This is a genomic window from Nonomuraea sp. NPDC049480 (assembly GCF_044465905.1).
Classification (GTDB): Bacteria; Actinomycetota; Actinomycetes; order Streptosporangiales; family Streptosporangiaceae; genus Nonomuraea.
Window position 1 is genome coordinate 54,593 of the sequence record NZ_JBITMD010000039.1, and the last position, 21,154, is coordinate 75,746.

Below are 21,154 nucleotides of genomic sequence, written 5' to 3' on the forward strand. Positions count from 1 at the left end.
CGGCGAGGGAGTGCCTCCTCACGGAGTGAGGTCCTGAACACGCGAGTCGTACGTGGCACGCGCCTCGGCGATCTCCTGCTGGTGCTCCTCGGTCCAGGTGACCAGGGCCTTGATGGTCTGGTGCAGGGTACGGCCGAGCGGCGTCAGCGCGTAGTCGACCCTGGGCGGCACGACGGGATGGACCGTGCGGGAGACCAGGCCGTCGCGCTCCAGGTGGCGCAGGGTCACGCTGAGCATGCGCTGGCTGACGCCGTCGATCTCGCGGCGCAGCTGGCTGAAGCGCAGGCTCTGACAGTCGAGCAACGCGATGACCAGCAGCGACCACTTGTCCGCGATGCGGTCGAGTATCTGCCTGACCTCGCAGTCCTCCCGGGTGTCCCACTGCCGCACGTCGTAGTCGTCGTCTTCCACGGTTCTCTCGCAGTAACTAAGTGCTTTCAAAGTGCCGTCTTCCATGACATTTCATGCTGGCCCAAGATGTTGACGGTTACAAGACATAACCAACATGCCTATTCATAACCGGGGGTTTGCCATGCCTGCCCGTTCATCGGGGCCTGCGCGTTCATGGGGCGTACTCGCCGTCTTGTGCGGCGCCATCTTTCTCGAGGGCATCGACGTCGCCATGCTGAACGTCGCCCTCCCGTCCATCAGGGCCGACCTCGGACTGTCCACCGGGATGCTGAGCGGGGTCGTGAGCGCGTACGTGCTCGGCTACGGCGGTTTCATGCTGCTCGGCGGCCGGGCGGCCGACCTGTTGGGCCGCCGCCGCATGTTCCTGCTCTGGCTCGGGGTGTTCCTCGTCTTCTCCGGACTCGGCGGCTTCGCGAACGAGGGGTGGATCCTGCTGGTGGCGCGTTTCGTCACGGGCGTGGCCGCCGCCTTCATGACGCCGGCCGGCCTCTCATTGATCACCACGACGTTCCCCGAGGGCCGGCAGCGCAACCGGGCGCTGCTGATCTACGCGGGGACGGCGGCGGGCGGTTTCGCGCTCGGGCTGGTGATCGGCGGCCTGCTGACCGCGTTCGGCTGGCGCTGGGTGTTCTTCGCGCCGGTGCTGATGTCGGCGGCGATCCTGCTGGCCGCGCTCCCCCTGCTCAAGGAGCCCACCGGACACCGGCCCACGGCCCGGGGCTTCGACGTGGCGGGCGCGGTCAGCATCACGGGCGCGATGATGCTGCTGGTTTACGGCGTCGTACGCCTGGAGCACCCGGCGGACGGCTGGCCGCTGACCGTCACGGCCTTCGCCGGCGGGCTGGCGTTGCTGAGCGCGTTCGTCGCGGTGGAGCGCCGCGCCGCGAACCCGCTGGTCCGCCTGAGCATCTTCCGTTCGGGCGCGCTGGTCCGGGCCAACCTGATGGCCGCCCTGCTCACGGCCTCGTTCTTCGGCTTCCAGTTCCTGGTCACGCTCTACCTGCAGGAATTGCGCGGCTGGTCCACCATCCAGACGGGCCTGGCGCTGCTGGCGGCGGCCGCCGACGTGGTCCTGGCCCCGACGCTCACCCCGTGGCTGGTCAACCGGTACGGCAACGCCAAGGTCGTCCTCACCGGTCTGCTGTCGGGCGTGCTGGCGTACGCGTTGTTCCTGAACGTCGGCCTGGACTGGGCGTACGCGGCCATGCTGCCGTCGATGCTGCTGATCGGCCTGATGTTCGCCTTCGTGTACGGCCCGCTCACGATCGTGGCCACGGACGGCATCGCGGAGCATGAGCAGGGCCTGGCCGGCGGCCTGATCAACTCTTCGTTCCAGTTCGGCGCGGCCCTCGGCCTGTCGGCGGTCACGGCGGTCAACGTGGCCGCCCTGGGCGCCGCGACGGGGCCGGAGGCGGGGCTGACCGCCCTGCGTACGGCTCTGGTGGCGCCGGTCACGGCCACGCTCCTGGGCGCGGTCATCGCCGCCGTCGGCCTTCACCGCGCCCGCGCCCGCGCCCGCGCCGAGCACCGAGTGCCGGCCGGGGTGTGACCTACTTCAGCAGCCGGGACAGGCGGCGGTCGGCCAGCGGCTTGCCGCCCGTCTGGCAGGTGGGGCAGTACTGCAGCGAGGAGTCGGCGAACGACACCTCGCGGATCGTGTCACCGCACACGTCGCAGGGCTGCCCCGTCCGGTTGTGCACCCGCAGGCCCGACTTCTTCTCCGCCTTGAGGTCCTTGGCCGCCAGCCCGTGCGCCCGCTCCACCGCGTCCCTCAGCGTGGTGACGATGGCCTCGTGCAGGTCGGCGATCTGCGCGTCCGTCAACGTCGCCGCGATCTTGAACGGGGACATCTTGGCGGCGTGCAGCACCTCGTCCGAGTAGGCGTTGCCGATGCCGGCGACGATCTTCTGGTCGCGCAGCAGGCCCTTGATCTGGGTGCGGTTGCCGCCCACGATGCGCTTGAGCGCGTCCACCGTGAAGGACTCGTCGAGGGGGTCGGGGCCGAGGGCGGCGACGCCGGGGATCTCGTCCGGATTTTTCGTGACATAGACGGCCAGGCGCTTCTGCGTCCCCGCCTCGGTCAGCTCGAACCCGGGCGCCGACCCTTCGTCGTCGGGCGCCAGCCGCACCCGTACGGCGAGCGGGCTTTTGCCCGGGCGCACCGCCTTGGCGCCGGACAGGTCGTCACGCCACCGCAGCCACCCGGCCCTGGCCAGGTGGATGATCAGGTGCAGGCCGTCGCAGTCGAGGTCGAGGAACTTGCCGTGCCTCGCCACGCCGGTGACGGTCAGCCCGCCGAGCGCGCTGACCGGCGGGTCGAACGTCTTGAGCGCCTGGATGGCGACCACGTCGACGCCCAGGATGGTACGGCCCACCGCCCGTTCGCGCAGGAAGTGGGCCAGAGACTCCACTTCGGGAAGTTCCGGCATGCCACAAGGGTATGTCGCGTGCTACGGCACGTCCCAGAAGGCCAGCTCGTGCGCCATCCCCTCGCTGAACAGCTCCTCGGCCCGCCCGGGATCCGGATCGGCCTCGTCGATCATCTGCGCGATCCGCACGGTGAGCGCCGCGAACCCCGGATCGGCGTACGTGTCCACCCACGCGCGGTACCGAGGCTCGGCCGGCGGGTCCTCCGCCAGGATCCGCCCGAGGCTCGAATACCCCCACATGCACGGGTAGAGCGCCGCCAGCCCCTCCTCGTAGGAGGCCGCCGACTCCAGCAGGAAGGCCGTGTACGCCGCGCACGCCGGCCCCTTCACCGCCCCCTCGAGATCGGCGCCGAACTGCGCCGACAACGACCGGTGCAGGCTCAGCTCGTCGTGGTACGTCGCGTGCGCCAGATCGACCAGGTCGCCAAGATGCGCGTCGGGCGCCTGCCAGGCCAGCCGCGCGAACACCCGCACGTAGTCCAGCAGGAACAGGTAGTCCTGCTCCAGCCACGACCTGAACACCGGCTCCGCCAGGTCCCCCCGGGCGATGCCCGCCACCGTGGGATGCTCCAGCTGCGCCTGGAGCATGGGGCGGCCGATGGCGTGCAACTTCTCCGAGACAGTCATGGCTGGGAGGTTAGCGGGGGCTAGTTGGCGTCGAGGATGGTCTTCGGGACCGGCTTGTCGTTCTTCAGCGAGTCGAAGAGGGCCAGAGCCTTGTCGCGGTCCCACTTGACCGCGGTGCCGCCGCTGGGCACGGCTTCGTTCCCGCCGAACGGCACAACGGTCGTCACCGGACTGTCACCCATGGACAACCCCAGCGAGAGCATGTCGAACACGCCGGTGCTGTTGTCGACCGCGACGGCGTCCGTGGCGCTCATGGCCAGCGGGATCGACGTGAACGGGTTGATGAGCACCCCGGGGCTGGCCGCCTTCTTCACGACCGCGCCCAGGAACTGCCGCTGCCGCTTGGTCCGCTCGAAGTCGGGCAGCGCGCCGCCCTTGCGGGTGCGTACGTATCCGAGAGCCTGGGCGCCGTTGAGCACCTGCGTGCCCTTCTTGAGCTTTAGCCCCGCCTTGGGGTCGTCCACGTCGGCCCGTACGTTGATCTCGACCCCGCCGACCGCGTCCACGATGTCCACGAACCCGGCGAACCCGATCTCCATGTAGTTGTCGACGCGGATCCCTGTGGCCGACTCCACGGTGCGGACCAGGAGTTTCGGCCCGCCGATCGCGTACGCGGAGTTGAGCTTGTCGCGCCCCTTGCCGGGAATGGTGATCGCCGAGTCGCGGGGAAGGCTGACCAGCGTCGGCTTGTCGCCGCTGTCGGAGATGTGCAGCAGCATCATCGAGTCCGTACGCTGCCCGACGGCCCGCCCGGTGGCCAGCTTCTTGCGTTCGGCGGCCGACAGGCCCTTGCGGCTGTCGGAGCCGACCAGCAGCCAGTTGGTGCCGGGGGTGTCGGCGGGACGACCCTCGTAGTCGTCGAGCACGCCGTCGATCCCGGTCAGCCGGGAGTCGATCCAGAACAGCATGCCCACGGCCGCCACCAGCAGCGCCACCAGCAGCGCGGCGATGATCTTCACGATCATCCGGCCGGACGGCCGCTTGCGCGGGCCTCGGGGACCTCCCCGCGGCGCCTCGCCGCCCCTGGATCGCAGCGGCTTGACCGGGTTGTTGCCGGACCGTGCCCTGCCGTACACCCGCGAGCCCGCCTTGGGCGGCTCGCCCGGTGAGGCGGTCCGCGGCGCCGGCGCTTCGGGGGTCTGGGAGGAGACCGGAAGCTTGTGCGTGGGCGCTCCCGCCCCGCCCGGAGGAACCTGGTACGCGGGGGCACCGCCCGAGCGCAGGCCGTCATTGTGCCTTGGCGGCAGCGGGCGCCCGTCGCCCGGCGAGCGCATGGCCCGCGTCCGGTCGTCCTCAGACACTTCGCCCTCTTCCCTTCGGTATGCCATAGACGGTACGTCGAACCCCCCGACTGTGCGGAGTGCCGCCAAGGCTGTTCCATGGAAAAGTACCCGGAACCAACAGAGGGTAATGGAGATCACACCAGGCCGACCCTCGCACCGGCCCCAGGTGCACCCACGTGGTCACACCGCCACACCGTCCCGGATCAAACCGCCAAAACGACCACCGCCAATTCCGCGGTCACCAGATCTTCACATAAATACACGGCATACCGAGGCGACCAATAATCGTTGAGCCTCCAAAGCCCGCGAGTTCTCATGACGGGGGCAGGATCCATTCACAGGGAACGGGGATCTGCCATGCGAGTCCGCGGCAAGACCCTGAACGTCCTGGCATTGTCAGAGCGGGCGGCAGGCTCACAGCCGATCCGTGGCTGTGCTGCACCCGGCCTGTCCGGCGTCCCGCGGGCATCTGATACTGCAGGGGCGCCGACAGGCAGGACGACCTGAACCTCAGGTTGGGGAACGGGTCCCATCGAGCCCCCATGTCCTCCCGCCCGGCGGAGGAGGAGGCTCCAGGATATCGACACGTCCTTTTGCGGAGCCGAAATCCATTGTGATGGAAAGCGCCGAGCACACCTGACGGAGACCGGACAGACAAGAGTCAAACGCTCCGCCCGGCGTCAACTCCGAAATTTTCATTTCCACTGCCACTCTGCGGTTTCCCCGCAAGGACGCAGCGAAATAGTCCCGCAGGCGTTCACACAGTTCCTCCTCCGTCACGCCGCCGTCCGGGTGGAGGGCACCGTAGAGGGAACTCCGGCGTCCGTCAGCACGCGTGGCACCGACATCCAGACCCGATCTCTCGCCTGCCCCCCCCCTGTGGACGCACCAGCGGGCAGGAAGTCGAGGCAGACGAACCGTTCCACCGGATCCCTCTGCGATGCCAACGCTGGTGTTGCGGCTGCTGTCGCGGAAACATAGATGCCACCTGCGTCGTTACGGTTAGGGACGACGTCTATTGAAAGGATGACCGTGTCCGCCTCGGACCCGTGGAGTCTTCGCCCGTGCATCGGCACGGGTTCCTCTGAGAGCTCACTCTGGTGAGCGCTTATCTTGGGCTGCTGGCCCTCTTCCTCCTCACTGCCGCGACCGGTTACTTCGTCGCCCAGGAGTTCGCCTTCGTCGCCGCCGACCGCGGGATCTTGCGTGAGCAGGCCGCCGCGGGTGACGCCGCCGCCGAGAAGGCGCTCCGGGTCACCTCGCGGCTGTCCTTCATGCTCTCCGGCGCCCAGCTGGGCATCACGGTCACAGCCCTGCTGGTCGGTTTCCTGGCCGAGCCGGCGATCTCCGTGCTCGTCCGGCCCTGGCTGGAGGGCACCGGGATGCCCGACGCGGCCATCTCCGGGCTGTCCGTCGCCTCGGGCGTGTTCGTGGCGACGGTGGTCCAGATGGTCCTCGGCGAGTTGGCGCCCAAGAACCTGGGCATCGCCAGACCAGAGCCCGTGGCCAAGTTCCTGGCCGGCTCGACCCTGATCTACCTGGCCGTCGTGGGCCCGGTGGTACGCCTGTTCGACTCGGCCGCGACAAGCCTGCTCAAACGCGTGGGCATTGAGCCGGTCGAGGAGGTGGAGCACGGCGCGACGCCTGAGGAGCTGTCCCGCATCATCGAGGAATCCACCCGGGCCGGTGAGCTACCGCCCAGGCTGTCGGACCTCCTGGAACGCGCGTTGGAGTTCGGCGACCGCACCGCGGAGGAGATCATGGTGCCGCGCCCCCGCGTGGTCGTGCTGCGCGACTCGCAGCCCGTCTCCGACCTGCTCTCCGTCATGCGCGAGTGCGGCCACTCCCGTTACCCGGTAGTGGGCGACGACGGGGACGTCATAGGCGTAACCGGCGTACGCGAGCTACTGACATCGGGCCTGGACGAGGGCCGCATAGCGGAAGTGACCCGCCAGGCGCTCCTGGTGCCGGACTCCCTGCCCCTGCCATCCGTCCTGGACAGAATGCGTACGGGCAAGGACGACATCGCCTGCGTCATCGACGAGTACGGCGGCCTGGCCGGCGTGATCACGATCGAGGACCTGGCGGAAGAGCTGGTCGGCGAACTGCTCGACGAGAACGACCCTGAGCCGGTGGGCGCCGTGGAGCGACCCGGCGGCATCTGGGAGGTACCCGGCTGGCTCAGGCTGGACGAGGTCGAGCGCGCCACCGGCATCTCGCTCCCGGAGAGCGATGAGTACGACACGCTCGCCGGCCTGGTCCTGGCCAGATTGGGCAGAATGCCGGACCCGGGCGACGCGGTGACGGTGCCGGTCGCCCAGCCCACGGACGACCCGTTCGCGATTGACGAAGCCGAGCACCTGGCCCGCCTGACGGTCATGTCCCTGAGCCGCCGGGTACCCGAATGGGTCCGCCTGGTCCCCGAACAACACGCTGAGCCCGCGGAGGCGACCCGATGACCCTCCTCCTGCTGAGCCTCGCGCTCCTGGCCTTCAACGCGCTGTTCGTGGCCGCGGAATTCGCCTTCGTCTCCTCCAGGCGCCACCGCCTGGAGGAGATGGCGGCGGGCGGCAACCGCCTGATCAGATTCGCCGCCAAGTCAGCGGTGGGCGGCACCCGCCGGCTCTCTCTGATGCTGGCCGGAGCCCAGCTGGGCATCACCCTCTGCACCCTGGGCCTGGGCCAAGTGACGGAACCGGCGCTGGAACACGCCCTCGAGCCGGTGTTCGCCGCGGCGGGCATCCCGGAATCACTGCGCCTGCCGATCTCGCTGACGATCGCCCTCGCCCTGGTGACCTTCCTCCACATGGTGATCGGCGAAATGGCCCCCAAGTCCTGGGCGCTGACCCACCCGGAACGAGCAGCCCTCATCCTGACGCTGCCCTTCCGCGCCTTCACCCACCTGATGCGCCCCCTGCTCTCGTCCCTGAACGCCCTGACCAACGGCATCCTCCACCTCTTCGGCGTCCAGGCGAGAAACGAGCTGGCCACCACCCGCACCCCCCGCCAACTGGCCATGCTGGTAGGCGAGTCGGGCCGAATGGGCTTGCTGGACAGGGAGGAACACGACCTCCTGACCAGAGCCCTGCGCCTCCAGGCCGAGGGCATAGAACGCCTGATGGTCCCCATAGCGGAAGCGGTCACGGTCCCGCCCGAGGCCACGGCCAAGGAGATCAGAGCCACCGCAGCACAAAGCGGCCACCTGAGACTCCTGGTAGGCAAGGGAGAGGAGGTAGAGGGCGCCCTCCACGCCAGAGACGCCCTCCTCAGCCCGGAGGACACCGCAACGGACCTGAGCCACCCTCTGCCCAGACTCGCCTGCGTGACCCAGGTCCCTGAGGCGGTGACGGCCCTGCAGGAGGCAAGGGCTCACCTGGCCCTGGTAACGAACCAGGCGGGAACCGTCATAGGCATGGTGAGCCTCACAGACCTCCTGGGCGAACTCCTGGACACCAGAACGATGGCTGTGACGTAAATCACATCGCAGTCGGCGGGCCGTACACCCCGCGGACCCTGACGCAGGCTTTGATCTGCTCGGGTTGGGCTGCTACTCCGGCGCCAGTCCGGGACGCGCGTCGCCGCCGGTCATGAAGACGACGCGGCGGGCGTTCCGGGCCAGCGCGTCGACGATGGGGCGAGCCGGTCCGACCCGATCCACCAGTCGCCCAGTGCTCACTGTGATGCAAATCACACAAGCCACTCGAAAGTGATCTGCAAGGGCAGGCTTCTACTGTCCTCCATGCGGAGGCGCACCCGCGCACACCAGACCGGCACAAAGAAATAGCCCCAGCTCTTGCGAACCGGGGCTAGTTTCGTCAGTGTGGGTCTGCCGATTTCATCGGGGACCCAGAGTGGGCGAGGAGGGATTTGAACCCTCACGTCCTTGCGGACACACGGACCTGAACCGTGCGCGTCTGCCGTTCCGCCACCCGCCCTTTGTTTGGGTGCGGAGAAACAGTAGCACGGAACAGCCACTGGTACTGAACCCGGATACGATCGCATAAGACACGGGAGCGGAGGAGCTGGGCGCGACGCCGACGGGCGCCGGGGAACGCCGCGACGTGGAACGAGCGGGCACCGGGCGCCGAAGGCGTCTGGGGGCCGCGATCATATGCACGGAGGAAGGGAGGTACCCGGTGGGAGTCCTTCAGCGCTTCGAGCGAAGGCTCGAAGGCTTGGTTGAGGGGGCCTTTGCGCGGGCGTTCAAATCTGACCTTCAGCCGGTCGAGGTCGCCAGCGCGGTTCAGCGGGAGATGGATGAGCGTGCGGCGATCGTCGCTCAGGGTCGCACGCTCGTGCCCAACGACTTCGTGGTTGAGCTGTCCACGACCGACAGCGAACGGCTTGAGGTTTACGCCGACAGCATCAGCCACGAGCTGGCCAACCTCGCCAGGGAGTATGCCAAGGAGCAGGGCTACTCCTTCGTGGGACCGGTCCGGGTTCGCTTCGAAACCGCCGGCGACCTGGCTGTGGGCTTGTTCCGCATCAGGTCCGGCGTCATCCGCGGCGCGACGGTCGAGCAGGACGAGATTCGCCAGCCGGCGAGCGACCTGCCTCCGTCCCGGCCGCACGCGTTCAACGGGCGGCCCAGGCTGCTCGTCTCCACTCAGGACGATCCGCAGGGCGACCGTTCCTACGAGCTCACCACTCCGGTGACCTTGCTCGGCAGGGGCACGGACTGCGATCTTCGTCTCGTCGACCCAGGGGTGTCGCGGCACCACGCGGAGCTTCGCGTCGAGGGCCAGCTCGTGGTTCTCGTCGACCTGGGATCGACGAACGGCACTTTCGTCAATGGCCAGCCGGTACGCAGGATCGAGCTCCAGAACGGCACGCGAGTGACGCTGGGGCGCACGACTCTGGTGTTCCGGCGCGATTAGGGGTAGACAAACGGTCCATGTCCGAGCTCACGCTGCTGCTGATCCGGCTCGCTTTCCTGGCGGTGCTGTGGTTCTTCGTCATTGCCGCAGTCGGCGTGATCCGGACTGACTTGTTCGGTTCACGCACGGCTCCCGCGGGTCCACGCAAAGCCACCAAACCCGCCAAGGCGGTGGCAAAGCCCAAGAGCAAGAAGGGCGAGCCACGCCAGCTCATCGTCACAGGTGGCCCGCTGCAAGGCACCACCATCGACCTTACGGAGACGCCCATCACCATTGGCCGGGCGAATGACGCCACGCTGGTAGTCACCGACGACTACGCTTCCAGCCGGCATGCCCGGCTCTTCCCTCAGGACGGTCAGTGGATCGTGGAGGACCTCGGGTCTACCAACGGCACTTATCTCGACCGCTCGAAAGTCACCCGCCCGACCCCGGTGCCGCTCGGTGTTCCGATCCGCGTCGGCAAAACAGTCATTGAATTGCGCAAATGACCATCGCACTCCGCTACGCCGCCCGCTCGGACGTCGGCCTCCTCCGCGAAGGAAACGAGGACTCGGCGTACGCTAGCGGCCGCCTGCTCGCCGTCGCCGACGGCATGGGCGGACACGCACACGGCGAGGTGGCCAGCTCAGTCGCCATCGCCGCCATGGCCTCTCTGGAAGAGGCCCAACAGGGGGGTGACCTGCTCAACGCCATCGAGGCAGCGGTACGCGACGCCAATCGCAGGCTGCACGAGATGGTGGGGCGGGATCCCAGCCTCAAGGGCATGGGCACGACTCTCACGGCCATGCTGTGGCACGGCACCCAGGTCGCCCTCGTGCACGTCGGCGACTCGCGCGCCTACCTGCTCAGGCGCGGGGAGCTCTACCAGATCACCCATGACCACACGCTGGTGCAGCAGCTCGTCGACGACGGGCGCATCACGCCGGAAGAGGCCGCCACGCATCCGCAGCGCTCCATCCTGCTGCGCGCGCTCGACGGCAGCGGCGAGGTCGACCCCGACCTCACGCTCCGCGAGGCGCAGGTGGGCGACCGCTACCTGCTGTGCTCGGACGGGCTGTCCGGCGTGGTGAGCGCGGAGACGCTGCACGCCACGCTCACCAACATCGACGACCCGGAGGAGGTCGTCCGCCAGCTCATCGACCTGGCGAACAGGGGTGGAGGACCGGACAACATCACGTGCGTCCTGGCCGACGTCCTGGAGATCACCGATGGGCAGCCGGTGCCCGCCGAGATCGCCGTCGTCGGCGCCGCGGGCATGAACCGGCTGAACCACAACTCCCCGATGGATCAACAGGACACCTCGCCGGGGCGAGCCAGCGCGGTGACCGCACCCCAGCCGGCGATCATCGATGACGACTTCGACGAGCCGGTCGCGCAGGCGTCCCGGCGGTCGGGCAAGCGTCGTCGCGTGTGGCCCGTGCTCGTCACCGTGCTCGGCATAGCCGCCGCAGCCGTCGGCGTCGGCGGTTATTTTGGATACCAGTGGACCCAGGAGCAGTTCTTCGTCGGCGCTAGGGGCGACGAAGTGGTCGTGTTCCGGGGGATCCAGAAGGAGGTGGGTCCCTTCCAGCTGTTCAGCGTCTCCAAGCCAACGGGACGGAAGATCACCCAGCTGTCCGAGGCCGACCAGGCTCTGATCAAGAGCGGCATTCCCGTCACCACCGTCGACGAAGGAATAGCGAAGATCGACGCCTTGAAGTTCTCCGAGGATCAGAAGAGCGACACGCCCACGACCGCTACCACGAGCGCGTCGCCCAAACCATCCGCGAGCGCGACCAAGACGAAACAGCAGTAAATGAGCGAAGTCGCCGAATCCCCCGTCCTCATGCCGGCCAAGCGCCGCGTGGCCCAGCTCCTCATGCTCGCCCTCGCGGTGGTGATCGTCATGGGCGCGTACGCCAACGTCGGCCTGGCGCTGGACGGCCAGATTCCCGCGGGCATGCTGACGTACGGCCTGGGCCTCGGTGGCCTGATGCTGGCCGCCTATCTCGTGCTGGCCAAGTTCGCCCCGTGGGCGGATCCGCTGATCCTGCCTCTGGTGACCCTGATCAACGGCCTGGGCCTGGTGACGATCTACCGGCTCGAGGCCGCCGATATGCGCGGCGCGTCCGCCACCAGCCAGATCATGTGGACCGGGCTCGGCGTCGTCATGTTCTCGATCACTCTCATCGTGCTCCGTGACCACCGCATGCTCCAGCGCCTCACCTACACCGCGGGCGCCGTCGGCCTGGTCCTGCTCGCGATCCCCGCAGTGCTGCCCGGCAGCCTCAGCGAGGTGCAGGGCGCCAAGATCTGGATCCGCATCGGCGGCTTCTCCATCCAGCCGGGCGAGTTCGCCAAGCTGGCACTGGTCGTCTTCTTCGCCGGCTATCTGGTGGCCAAGCGCGACGTGCTCGCGCTGGCCGGGCGGCGGCTGCTCTTCATCGACCTGCCCAGGGCCAGGGACCTCGGCCCCGTCCTCGCCACCTGGGGGCTCAGCCTGCTGGTGCTGGTCTTCGAAAAGGACCTGGGCACCTCGCTGCTGTTGTTCGGCACGTTCATCGCGATGATCTACATCGCAACCCAGCGCACCTCGTGGGTGCTGATCGGCGTGCTGCTCTTCGTCGGCGGCGCGTACGCGGCCGGACTGGCTTTCGACCACGTCGGCGCCCGATTCGACGCCTGGCTCGATCCGTCCAATCCGATCTACTACGGCAACGACCCCGTCTGCCTGCAGGACCCGCCGGGCAATTCGATGTGCAGCAAGAGCTTCCAGATCATGCAGGGTCTGTTCGGGTTCAGCGCGGGCGGCATCGTGGGCACCGGGCTGGGCCAGGGCCACCCCGACCTGATCCCGCTGTCGTTCTCCGACTTCGTCTTCGCCGCGGTCGGCGAGGAGCTCGGGCTGACCGGCGTCATGGCGCTGCTCATGCTGTACGCGCTGCTGGTGGAGCGGGGCCTGCGTACCTCGCTCGCGGCCCGCGACCCGTTCTCCAAGCTGCTGGCGGGCGGCCTGTCGTTCATCCTGGCCTGGCAGGTGTTCATCATCGTCGGCGGCGTGACGAACCTCATCCCCCTGACCGGCCTGGTCACCCCGTTCATGTCGCAGGGCGGCTCGGCGCTGCTGGCTAACTGGATCCTTATCGCGCTCCTGGTACGCATGTCAGACTCGGCGCGTAAGCCGCCACCCCAGGCGATCCAGAACGAAGGACTCACCCAGGTGTTCCAGCGATGAACAAGACTTTGAAGCGCGCGGCCGTGGCCTGCCTGGCCATGTTCGCGCTCCTGATGGTCAACGTGAACATCCTGCAGGCCGGTCGGGCGGAGACCCTGAGCGGCGACGCCCGCAACAGGCGCAACTTCTACGAGCGTTACGCCATCGAGCGTGGCCGCATCACCGCGGGCGGCAAGGTGCTGGCGCAGTCCGTCGAAACCGACAACAAGGACTTCAGGTTCATCAGGGAATACCCGGAGGCCAAGCTCTACGCGCACGTCACCGGCTACTTCTCGCCGGAGAGTGCGAGCGCGATCGAGGCGAGCGAGAACCAACTGCTCGACGGCTCCAGCGCGGACCTGCTGCTGCGCCGCAGCATCGACCTGTTCACCGGCGAGCCCACCAGGGGCGCCAACGTCGACCTCACGATCAACCCCAAGGCCCAGAAGGCCGCGTACGACGCGCTGCGGCAGAGCGGCAAGCGGGGCGCCGCGGTCGCGCTCGACCCGAAGACCGGCGGGATCCTGGCGATGGTGTCGCTGCCGACGTACGACCCGACCGAGCTGTCGGGGACCGACAAGGGCAAGGTGTTCACCCGCTTCGACGAACTGGCCAAAGAGAAGACCCAGCCGCTGCTCAACCGCACCGTCGCCCAGACGTATCCGCCGGGGTCGACGTTCAAGGTCGTGACCATGGCGGCCTACCTTGAGGATGACTCCTCGCTCGGGCCGCAGAGCACCGTGGCGGCGCCGCAGCAGCTGCCGCTGCCCAACACGAACATCAGCCTGCCCAACTACGGCGGCGCGGCCTGCGGCTCCGGCCAGGTGACGCTGGTCTTCGCGCTGGAGAAGTCCTGCAACACGCCGTTCGGCAAGATCGGCATGGACCTGGGCTACGACAAGATGAACGAGCAGACCGAGAAGTTCGGCATGGGCCAGCAGATAGCCGTGCCGATGTCGGTGGCCCAGAGCGACTTCGGTCGTGAGGAGGACAAGGCCGCACTGGCGATGGCCTCCATCGGGCAGCGCGACAACCGGATGACGCCGCTGCAGATGGCCATGATCGCGGCCGGCATCGCCAACGACGGCACGGTGATGAAGCCGTACCTCGTCAACAAGATCACCGACGCCAAGGGTGACACGGTCGAGGAGGCCGACCCCGAGACGCTGTCGGAGGCGGTCAGTTCCGAGACGGCGGCCAAGCTGCGCGAGATGATGGTGAGCGTCGTCAACAACGGCACCGCCAACCGGGCGCAGGTGCCGGGCGTCCAAGTAGCGGGTAAGACAGGCACCGCGGAGTCGGGCACACGTGACGCGCCGCACGCCTGGTTCATCTCCTTGGCGCCCGCGGAGGACCCGAAGGTGGCGCTGGCGGTCATCGTCGAGGCCGGCGCGGCGAACGTCGGCGCGGAGGCGACCGGCGGCGGCACCGCCGCGCCGATCGGGAAGGCCGTGATGGAGGCGGTGCTGAACAAGTGAGTGACGGTAACCTGCTGGACCATGCGGCTCCGTAACCGCTACCTCCTGGTCTCCCGCATCGCCACGGGCGGTATGGGGGACGTGTGGCGCGCCCGTGACGAGCTGCTCGGGCGCGAGGTGGCCGTCAAGATCCTGCGCAGCCACATCTACGCCGACCCCACGTTCCGCGAGCGTTTCCGCAACGAGGCCAGGATCACCGCGGCATTGGCCGACCCCGGGGTCGCGCAGGTCTTCGACTACGGCGAGCAGGACGACCTCGCCTATCTGGTGATGGAGCTGGTCCACGGGGAGCCGCTGTCGGCCATCCTGGCCCGCAGCGGCGCCATCGGGCCCGAGGTGGCGCTCGACGTGGTGCACCAGACCGCCAAGGCGCTGCACACGGCGCACGCGGCCGGGATCATCCACCGCGACATCAAGCCGGGCAACCTCCTCGTCACCCCCGAGGGCGTCATCAAGGTGACGGACTTCGGCATCGCGCGGGCCCTGGAGGCGGCGCCGGTGACACAGACGGGCACCGTTCTGGGCACCGCCCAGTACGTCAGCCCGGAGCAGGCCCAGGGCTTTCCGCTCACGCCCGCGACCGACCTCTACTCGCTGGGCGTGGTGGCCTACGAGTGCCTGGCGGGGCGCACGCCGTTCCGCGGGGACAGCCAGGTGGCGATCGCGCTGCTGCACCTCAACGAGCTGCCGCCGCCGCTCGGTGTGGACGTGCCCGCGCCGGTGCGTGAGCTGGTCATGGCGCTGCTGGACAAGGATCCCGCGCAGCGTCCGGGCACGGCGCTGGAGGTGGCCGACCGGGCCTACGTGCTGCGCGAGTCGCTGGCCGGCGCCGAGGCGGGCGCCGACCTGAGCATGCTCACCGACCCGTCCGGCTTCCGCGTACGCGAGCCGTCGCCGGAGGACGAGCGGGCGACCGACGATCTCGCCCCGGCCACCGCGCTCGAGGAGCAGCCGGGCAAGCGGCGCAGGGGTGCCAGGACGCTGGCCGTGGTGGCCACAGCCGGGTGCGTGGCCGCGGTGGGGCTCAGCGCCATCACGTTCGCCGGGCGCCCGCAGGTGCAGACGCCACCCGAGGTGGCGGAGCCGACCAGGTCGACGGTGCTGACGCCCGAACAGGTGCGGCCCAGCAAGACGAAGAAGCGCACGCGACGCCCTCCGGTGGTTCCCGTGAAGTCGCCGAGGCCTATACCCTCACGGTCGGCTACGGTAAGCAAGTCGGCTACTCCTACCAAGAAGCCGACGCCGAAGTCGACCCCGACCACGCGGACCCCGACACCCACGCCCACCCCAACGCCAACCACTACTCCGACAACTCCGACACCGACCGCTTCACCGGACCCGGGTGAGACAAACCCGCCCAAGGAGGAGACGTGACGCGCCAGGGGGTCGATGATGGACACCGGCGGCCCCCCGAGCAGGCCGGTACCCAAGATGAACGGTAAGGGACAGTGCAGGAAATGACTCAGCCTCGGCTACTCGGAGGTCGTTACGAGCTCGACGGTGTCGTCGGGCGCGGCGGCATGGCCGAGGTGTATCGCGCCCGAGACATCCGGCTGGACCGTATAGTCGCGATCAAGACCCTCCGGGCCGACCTGGCGCGAGACCACACCTTCCAGGCTCGCTTCCGCCGTGAGGCGCAGTCCGCGGCCTCCCTGAACCACCCGGCCGTCGTCGCGGTCTACGACACCGGCGAGGACGTCTCCGAAGGCGCCCCCGTGCCGTACATCGTCATGGAGTACGTCGACGGCAGGACGCTGCGCGACCTGCTGCGCCAGGACCGGCGGCTGCTGCCCGAGCGCGCGGTCGAACTGGTCGACGGCATCCTGCGGGCGCTGGACTACAGCCACCGCGGCGGCATCGTGCACCGTGACATCAAGCCGGCCAACGTGATGATCACCCGGGCGGGCGACGTCAAGGTGATGGACTTCGGCATCGCGCGTGCGATGGCCGACTCCGCGGCCACGATGACGCAGACGGCGCAGGTGATCGGCACCGCCCAATACCTGTCGCCCGAGCAGGCGCGAGGCGAGCGGGTCGACGCGCGCAGCGACATCTACTCCACCGGCTGCGTGCTCTACGAGCTGCTCACCGGGCAGCCGCCGTTCACCGGCGACTCCCCCGTCGCGATCGCCTACCAGCACGTGCGCGAGGAGCCCATCCCGCCGTCGCAGATCGACCGCGAGATCCCGCCGTGGGCCGACGCGATCGTGCTCAAGGCCATGGCCAAGGACCCCGCCCATCGTTACCAGAACGCGGGCGAGATGCGGGCCGACATCCAGCGGGCGATGTCCGGCATGCCGACCGACGCCCAGACGATGGCGATGACCGGCAACTACGCCCAGGGCACGCGCATGATGACGGCCACGCAGGCGGCCACGGGCCCGGCCACGCAGCGGACCAGCGCGGTCCCGCCGTACGACTACGAGGGCGGCGGCAGCGGCGGCGGCGGCCGCGGCGGGCGGCGCAGAGCCAGCGGCGGCGGCGGCAACGGGGTCAAGACCGCGTTGTGGATCATCATCCCGCTGCTCATCATCGGCGGGTTCATCACGGCCGGTTACATGATCTTCGGCACCGGTAACACGCCGACGGACACGGCGCTCACGGTCCCGGACCTCGTCTCGCAGAGCCAGAAAGCCGCGCAGGATCAGCTCACCGGCATGGGGCTCAAGGTCGAAGTGGTGAAGGAGGCCAGCTCCGACATCGAAAAGGGCATCGTGATCAAGACTGATCCCGCTGCGGACGCCAAGGTCGAGAAGGGCTCGGCCGTCAAGCTGTTCGTGTCCACGGGTCCCAAGAAGATCAAGGTGCCCGACGGTCTCATCGGCATACCGCAGGAAGACGCCATGAAGGCCCTGACCGACGCCGGCCTGCGCGGCACGCTCAAGACCCGGGTGTCCAGCAGGCCGCAGGGCACGGTCCTCGACACCAACCCCAAGGCCGGCGAGGAGGTCGAGGAAGGCGGCAGCGTCACCCTCTTCGTGCCCAAGCAACTGGGTGAGGTGCCCGGCGTGATCGGCCTGACCGAGGCGGACGCCAGGAAGGCGCTGACGGAGGCAGGCTTCCGCCCCAAGGTCTCCACGCTGGCCAGCGACCAGCCCGAGGGCACGGTCATCCAGCAGAACCCGGGCGAGGGCGAAAAGCTGCCGCCGAACACGACGGTCACGATCGTGATCTCCACGGGTCCGGAGCAGCAGCAGCCGACGGAGCAACCGACCACGGACGTCCCGACCGACCAGCCGCCCACGGACGACCAGACGGAGCTCCCGACCGAGGAGCCGACCGACGACAACCCGATCGACGACGACGGCGGCGACGGCGGGTTCTGAGGTCCCGGCAGACGGAGAAGGGCCGCCCGTCCCCCACGCGGGGCGGGCGGCCCTTCGTTTACCGGCGCAAAGAAGAACGCCCCCGCCGCTCGGGGGCAACGGCGGGGACGCTCACTTGTTAGTCGGAGTACGGGCGGCGTTTGTTACACGGTTCCGCGCAGCCAATTCTGGAGCAACGTGTGGCCGTGTTCGGACAGCACGGACTCGGGGTGGAACTGGATGCCCTCGATGGGCGCCCGGCGGTGGCGCAGGCCCATGATGACGCCGTCCGCGGTGCGCGCGGTCACGTCGAGCACGGCCGGCACGGTCTCGGGCACCACGGCGAGCGAGTGATAGCGGGTCATCCGCACCGGCGACGGCAGCGTCTCGAACACGCCCTTGCCGTCGTGGGAGATGTCGCTGGTCTGGCCGTGGAAGAGCTCGGGCGCGCGGGACACGGTGGCGCCGAAGGCGATCGCGATGGCCTGGTGGCCGAGGCAGACGCCGAGCAGCGGCTGCTCGCGAGCGGCCGCGTGGCGGACGAGGGGGACGCTGACGCCGGCCGCCTCGGGCGTGCCCGGGCCGGGGCTGATGAGCACGCCGTCGAAGCCGTCGGCGTCCCTCACGCGTACGTGGTCGCGCGGGCGCACGTCACAGTCGGCGCCCAGCACCCGCAGGTACTGCACGATCGTGTGGACGAAGCTGTCGTGGTTGTCCACGACCAGCACGCGGCTCATTTCCTTGCGGTCACCTCGAAGAGCGTCGCCAAGGGCTCCGACTGCGGAAAGTCGACATACCAGAGTACGACCAGCACGGCGGCGACCAGGACGACGGCCGTCAGGACCCGGGTACGCGCGGTGCCGGGCGGCCAGGAATCGCCATGACGTACGCGTGGCGACTATCCTGGACCACACTTCAATTAGGCTCGACAAAGAGCCTGCGGACGATCCGGATGCCCAGGCCCTCAGCAGGAGTTACCCAGTGCCCAAGTCCAAGGCTCGCAAGAAGGCGGTCTACACGCCGCCGCAGAGGTCTCAGCAGGTCAAGGTCAGCCCCCGCTGGCTGGCTCCCACGATGGTCGTCGCGTGGATCATCGGCATTCTGTGGATCGCGGTCTACTACGTCGCGCCGCAGACTCCCTTCATCGGCGACCTCCAGAACTGGAACCTGCTGATCGGGTTTGTTTTCATCATCTTCGGTGTGGTTCTTTCCACCCGCTGGCGGTAGTTCCTTCCACAGTCTTTTCCACAGGCTGGGGAAGGTCAGCTCAGCATGCTGACAATCGCTGGGACGCGAACCAGCACGAGTGCCACCAACAGGGCCAGCGCTCCAGCGATCGCCAGCACATGCCACACGATTCTGTTGTTCTTCGGGGCATAGACCAACGCCGCGGCCAGCAGCGTGCCCGTCACCAGGCCGCCGACGTGTCCGGTCCAGCTGATGCGGAGACCGGAGATCGCGGGCAGCACGAACGTGATGGCCAGGTTGAGGGCGATGATCACGCTGATGCCGCGCACGTCCATGTTGAGCTTGCGCCCCACGACGAACACGGCGCCGAACATCCCGAAGACGGCTCCCGAGGCGCCGACCGTGAACGTGTCCACCGGGTCCAGCCAGAGGCCGAGCACCGAACCACCCAGCGCGCTGAGCAGGTAGACGGCCAGGAAGCGGAGATGCCCGAAGGCGCGCTCGAGGTAAGGGCCGATCACGAAGATGGCCCAGCCGTTGAAGAGGATGTGGAAGATGCTGCCGGTGCTGTGCGTGAACGCCGCCGTGATCAGCCGGTGGAACTGGCCCACGGCGACCCCGATCGGCGACATCGCCAGATACCCGGCGACCTCGTCGCCCATCACGAACTGGGCGGCGAAGACCAGCGCGGTGATGCCCAGGATGGCCCAGGTGACGTAAGGCGTGCGGACGACGTTGCCGCCGAAGGTGGACTTGGCCTGGCGGATGCCGCGGTTGCCCTCCGCCACGCACTCGGGGCACTGGAAGCCGACCGCCGCGTCACGCATGCAGTCGGGGCAGATGGGGCGCTCGCAGCGCTGGCAGCGGACCCAGGTTTCCTTGCCGGGGTGCCGGTAGCACGTGGGGACTGCCTCAGCCGGCTGCTCGGGCTGAGGGGGCGGGCTGGGCGGCGGGCTGGTCATGACCGAAAGCCTATGGCGTGTACAGGCCTCCCGCGTGCCCGTGTGACCTCCCTGGACCACCCGACGCCGCGAGCCCGCCAGCGGCCCACCTGAAGCCCCGCGAGCCCGCCGCCACGAGCAGGGGCGGGTTGCTCACGTCACCGTCAGGGACGTGCCCGCCCCTCAACGCCCGCTCAGGACTGGACGCGGTCGAAGGTGACCGACTCCAGGATGACGTCCTCCGCCGGCCGATCACGGCGGTCGGTGCGGGTCTTGGCGATGGCGTCGACGACGTCCTGGCCCTCGATCACCTCGCCGAAGATCGTGTGCTTGCCGTTGAGGTGCGGCGTCGGCACGACCGTGATGAAGAACTGCGAGCCGTTGGTGCCCTTGCCGAAGCGGATGCCCGCGTTGGCCATGGCCAGCAGGTACGGCCGGTTGAACCACAGATCCGGGTGGATCTCGTCGTCGAACTCGTAGCCGGGGCCGCCGATGCCCTGCCCCAGCGGGTCACCGCCCTGGATCATGAAGCCGGAGATCACCCGGTGGAAGATCGTGCCGTCGTAGTAGCGGGCGGTGCTCTTCTCACCGGTGCCCGGGTGCGTCCATTCGCGCGAGCCTTCTGCCAGCTCGACGAAGTTCCGTACCGTTTTCGGGGCCTTGGTAGGGAAGAGTTCTACCTTGATATTGCCGCGATTGGTCTGCAGGTTTGCGATCAGCTTCTCAGCCACGAGACAGCTGCCCCCCTCTATGCACAGGGTTGATTTTGTGGTGTTTTGAGGACAATGGCCGTTGGGCCTTCAGAGCCATCCTCCCACGACCGGTCATGATTGAGCCGCCTTGTCCAGGGAAGGTCAGGCTCGGGGCCCCAACGACAGGGGAGGTTGTCGTGTCCCTGACACTGAGAAGACGCCGCGTGGTGATCGATGTACCCGCCACGTGGATGGGCCGAATGAAGGCCCAGGCCGTGCGAACCGGCTACCGCATGGCACCTGTGGCGGACCAGGCCAGGACGGCCGCCGCCCAGCGCATCGAAGACGCCCGCTATTGGGCGGCGCCGCGGCTGGAGTCCGCGGCGCACGGCTTCGAGGACCAGGTCGCTCCCAGGGTCAGCCAGATGCTGACCACGGCGGCCAGGAAGATCGACCCGACGCCGTCGCGGTCGACGCGGTGGCCGTTGTTCATCCTCATCACCGGTCTGGCTGTGGGGGCGATCGGCTACATGGCCTATCGCCGCAATGCCCAGCAGTGGACCGAGCACATGAAGGATTCCGCCTCCGATGCCTCACGATGGGTCAACGAGAAGGCGGAAAGGACCGCCGAGTCCGCGGACCGGATCGCGGCCAATGTGTCTAACAAGGCGGACGAGACGTCCCGCAAGATGTCCTGACACCGCTGGGAAGCGCGCCCTCGACCGGTACG

20 protein-coding genes and 1 tRNA gene are annotated in these 21,154 nt (G+C 68.4%); 12 read left to right on the forward strand and 9 right to left on the reverse strand.

Translation table 11 applies throughout. The features are described 5' to 3' along the window. Window positions 1–18: 18 nt before the first annotated feature. A complete protein-coding gene (locus ACIBX3_RS55600) occupies window positions 19–456 on the reverse strand; it encodes a winged helix-turn-helix transcriptional regulator (protein WP_397128933.1) in 438 nt (145 codons plus the stop codon). Between the two features lie 127 nt (window positions 457–583). Between ACIBX3_RS55600 and ACIBX3_RS55605 the strand changes: the two genes are divergently transcribed. Continuing rightward, on the forward strand, window positions 584–1,960 hold the full coding sequence (locus tag ACIBX3_RS55605) for an MFS transporter (protein ID WP_397128934.1): 1,377 nt from the start codon (window positions 584–586) through the stop codon (window positions 1,958–1,960). A gap of 1 nt (window position 1,961) precedes the next feature. Here ACIBX3_RS55605 and ACIBX3_RS55610 read toward each other — a convergent pair whose 3' ends face one another. The 3 genes from ACIBX3_RS55610 to ACIBX3_RS55620 are packed head-to-tail and all read right to left on the reverse strand — an operon-like array spanning window position 1,962 to window position 4,768. Beyond that, on the reverse strand, window positions 1,962–2,840 hold the full coding sequence (locus tag ACIBX3_RS55610; RefSeq protein WP_397128935.1) for an Fpg/Nei family DNA glycosylase: 879 nt from the start codon (window positions 2,838–2,840) through the stop codon (window positions 1,962–1,964). Between the two features lie 21 nt (window positions 2,841–2,861). After that, entirely contained in the window at window positions 2,862–3,467 is a 606-nt protein-coding gene (locus ACIBX3_RS55615; protein ID WP_397128936.1) for a TenA family protein, read from the reverse strand. 20 nt (window positions 3,468–3,487) lie between these two features. Beyond that, window positions 3,488–4,768: an LCP family protein gene (locus tag ACIBX3_RS55620; RefSeq protein WP_397128937.1), complete on the reverse strand. Its 1,281-nt coding sequence runs from the start codon at window positions 4,766–4,768 to the stop codon at window positions 3,488–3,490. 1,082 nt (window positions 4,769–5,850) lie between these two features. Between ACIBX3_RS55620 and ACIBX3_RS55625 the strand changes: the two genes are divergently transcribed. Continuing rightward, the gene (locus ACIBX3_RS55625; RefSeq protein ID WP_397128938.1) at window positions 5,851–7,209 is read left to right on the forward strand and encodes a hemolysin family protein; all 1,359 of its coding nucleotides are present in this window, start codon (window positions 5,851–5,853) and stop codon (window positions 7,207–7,209) included. Next, on the forward strand, window positions 7,206–8,225 hold the full coding sequence (locus ACIBX3_RS55630; RefSeq protein WP_397128939.1) for a hemolysin family protein: 1,020 nt from the start codon (window positions 7,206–7,208) through the stop codon (window positions 8,223–8,225). The genes ACIBX3_RS55625 and ACIBX3_RS55630 overlap by 4 nt, the downstream gene beginning before the upstream one ends. Before the next feature lie 72 nt (window positions 8,226–8,297). On the opposite strand, the gene ACIBX3_RS55635 is transcribed toward ACIBX3_RS55630, so the two are convergent. Beyond that, window positions 8,298–8,426 carry a hypothetical protein gene (locus ACIBX3_RS55635; RefSeq protein WP_397128940.1) on the reverse strand — a complete coding sequence of 43 codons (129 nt, stop codon included), beginning with the start codon at window positions 8,424–8,426 and terminating at the stop codon, window positions 8,298–8,300. 176 nt (window positions 8,427–8,602) lie between these two features. Further along, a tRNA-Leu gene (locus ACIBX3_RS55640) sits at window positions 8,603–8,685 on the reverse strand. Between the two features lie 201 nt (window positions 8,686–8,886). Between ACIBX3_RS55640 and ACIBX3_RS55645 the strand changes: the two genes are divergently transcribed. The 7 genes from ACIBX3_RS55645 to pknB all read left to right on the forward strand — a co-directional run bounded on the left by ACIBX3_RS55645 (window position 8,887) and on the right by pknB (window position 17,624). Continuing rightward, on the forward strand, window positions 8,887–9,627 hold the full coding sequence (locus ACIBX3_RS55645; RefSeq protein WP_043619792.1) for a DUF3662 and FHA domain-containing protein: 741 nt from the start codon (window positions 8,887–8,889) through the stop codon (window positions 9,625–9,627). A 17-nt stretch (window positions 9,628–9,644) separates the two neighbouring features. Further along, window positions 9,645–10,115, forward strand: a complete 471-nt coding sequence (locus ACIBX3_RS55650) for an FHA domain-containing protein (RefSeq protein WP_397128942.1) — start codon at window positions 9,645–9,647, stop codon at window positions 10,113–10,115. Continuing rightward, window positions 10,112–11,422, forward strand: coding sequence for a Stp1/IreP family PP2C-type Ser/Thr phosphatase (locus ACIBX3_RS55655; RefSeq protein ID WP_397128944.1), 1,311 nt, complete (start codon window positions 10,112–10,114; stop codon window positions 11,420–11,422). Before ACIBX3_RS55650 ends, ACIBX3_RS55655 begins: the two co-directional genes overlap by 4 nt. Next, entirely contained in the window at window positions 11,423–12,841 is a 1,419-nt protein-coding gene (locus tag ACIBX3_RS55660; protein WP_397128945.1) for an FtsW/RodA/SpoVE family cell cycle protein, read from the forward strand. Next, window positions 12,838–14,298 carry a peptidoglycan D,D-transpeptidase FtsI family protein gene (locus tag ACIBX3_RS55665; protein WP_397128946.1) on the forward strand — a complete coding sequence of 487 codons (1,461 nt, stop codon included), beginning with the start codon at window positions 12,838–12,840 and terminating at the stop codon, window positions 14,296–14,298. Before ACIBX3_RS55660 ends, ACIBX3_RS55665 begins: the two co-directional genes overlap by 4 nt. 21 nt (window positions 14,299–14,319) lie before the next feature. Next, complete coding sequence (locus tag ACIBX3_RS55670) at window positions 14,320–15,672, forward strand: serine/threonine-protein kinase (protein WP_397128947.1); 1,353 nt, start codon at window positions 14,320–14,322, stop codon at window positions 15,670–15,672. A gap of 83 nt (window positions 15,673–15,755) precedes the next feature. Further along, a complete protein-coding gene (gene pknB, locus ACIBX3_RS55675; RefSeq protein ID WP_397128948.1) occupies window positions 15,756–17,624 on the forward strand; it encodes a Stk1 family PASTA domain-containing Ser/Thr kinase in 1,869 nt (622 codons plus the stop codon). Window positions 17,625–17,767: 143 nt separating this feature from the next. Here the strand turns inward: pknB and ACIBX3_RS55680 are convergent, their stop codons facing one another. Next, entirely contained in the window at window positions 17,768–18,340 is a 573-nt protein-coding gene (locus ACIBX3_RS55680) for an anthranilate synthase component II (RefSeq protein ID WP_397128949.1), read from the reverse strand. A 244-nt stretch (window positions 18,341–18,584) separates the two neighbouring features. Between ACIBX3_RS55680 and ACIBX3_RS55685 the strand changes: the two genes are divergently transcribed. Next, window positions 18,585–18,830, forward strand: coding sequence for a cell division protein CrgA (locus tag ACIBX3_RS55685; protein ID WP_127938089.1), 246 nt, complete (start codon window positions 18,585–18,587; stop codon window positions 18,828–18,830). Window positions 18,831–18,865: 35 nt separating this feature from the next. Here the strand turns inward: ACIBX3_RS55685 and ACIBX3_RS55690 are convergent, their stop codons facing one another. Together ACIBX3_RS55690 and ACIBX3_RS55695 are read right to left on the reverse strand one after the other, a co-directional pair. Continuing rightward, window positions 18,866–19,753, reverse strand: a complete 888-nt coding sequence (locus ACIBX3_RS55690) for a rhomboid family intramembrane serine protease (protein ID WP_397128950.1) — start codon at window positions 19,751–19,753, stop codon at window positions 18,866–18,868. 173 nt (window positions 19,754–19,926) lie between these two features. Next, entirely contained in the window at window positions 19,927–20,463 is a 537-nt protein-coding gene (locus tag ACIBX3_RS55695; protein ID WP_397128951.1) for a peptidylprolyl isomerase, read from the reverse strand. A 185-nt stretch (window positions 20,464–20,648) separates the two neighbouring features. Here ACIBX3_RS55695 and ACIBX3_RS55700 point away from each other — a divergent pair, with 185 nt between their 5' ends. Further along, window positions 20,649–21,122 (forward strand): hypothetical protein, encoded by a 474-nt coding sequence (locus tag ACIBX3_RS55700; protein ID WP_397128952.1) that lies wholly within the window; start codon window positions 20,649–20,651, stop codon window positions 21,120–21,122. Window positions 21,123–21,154: the final 32 nt, after the last annotated feature.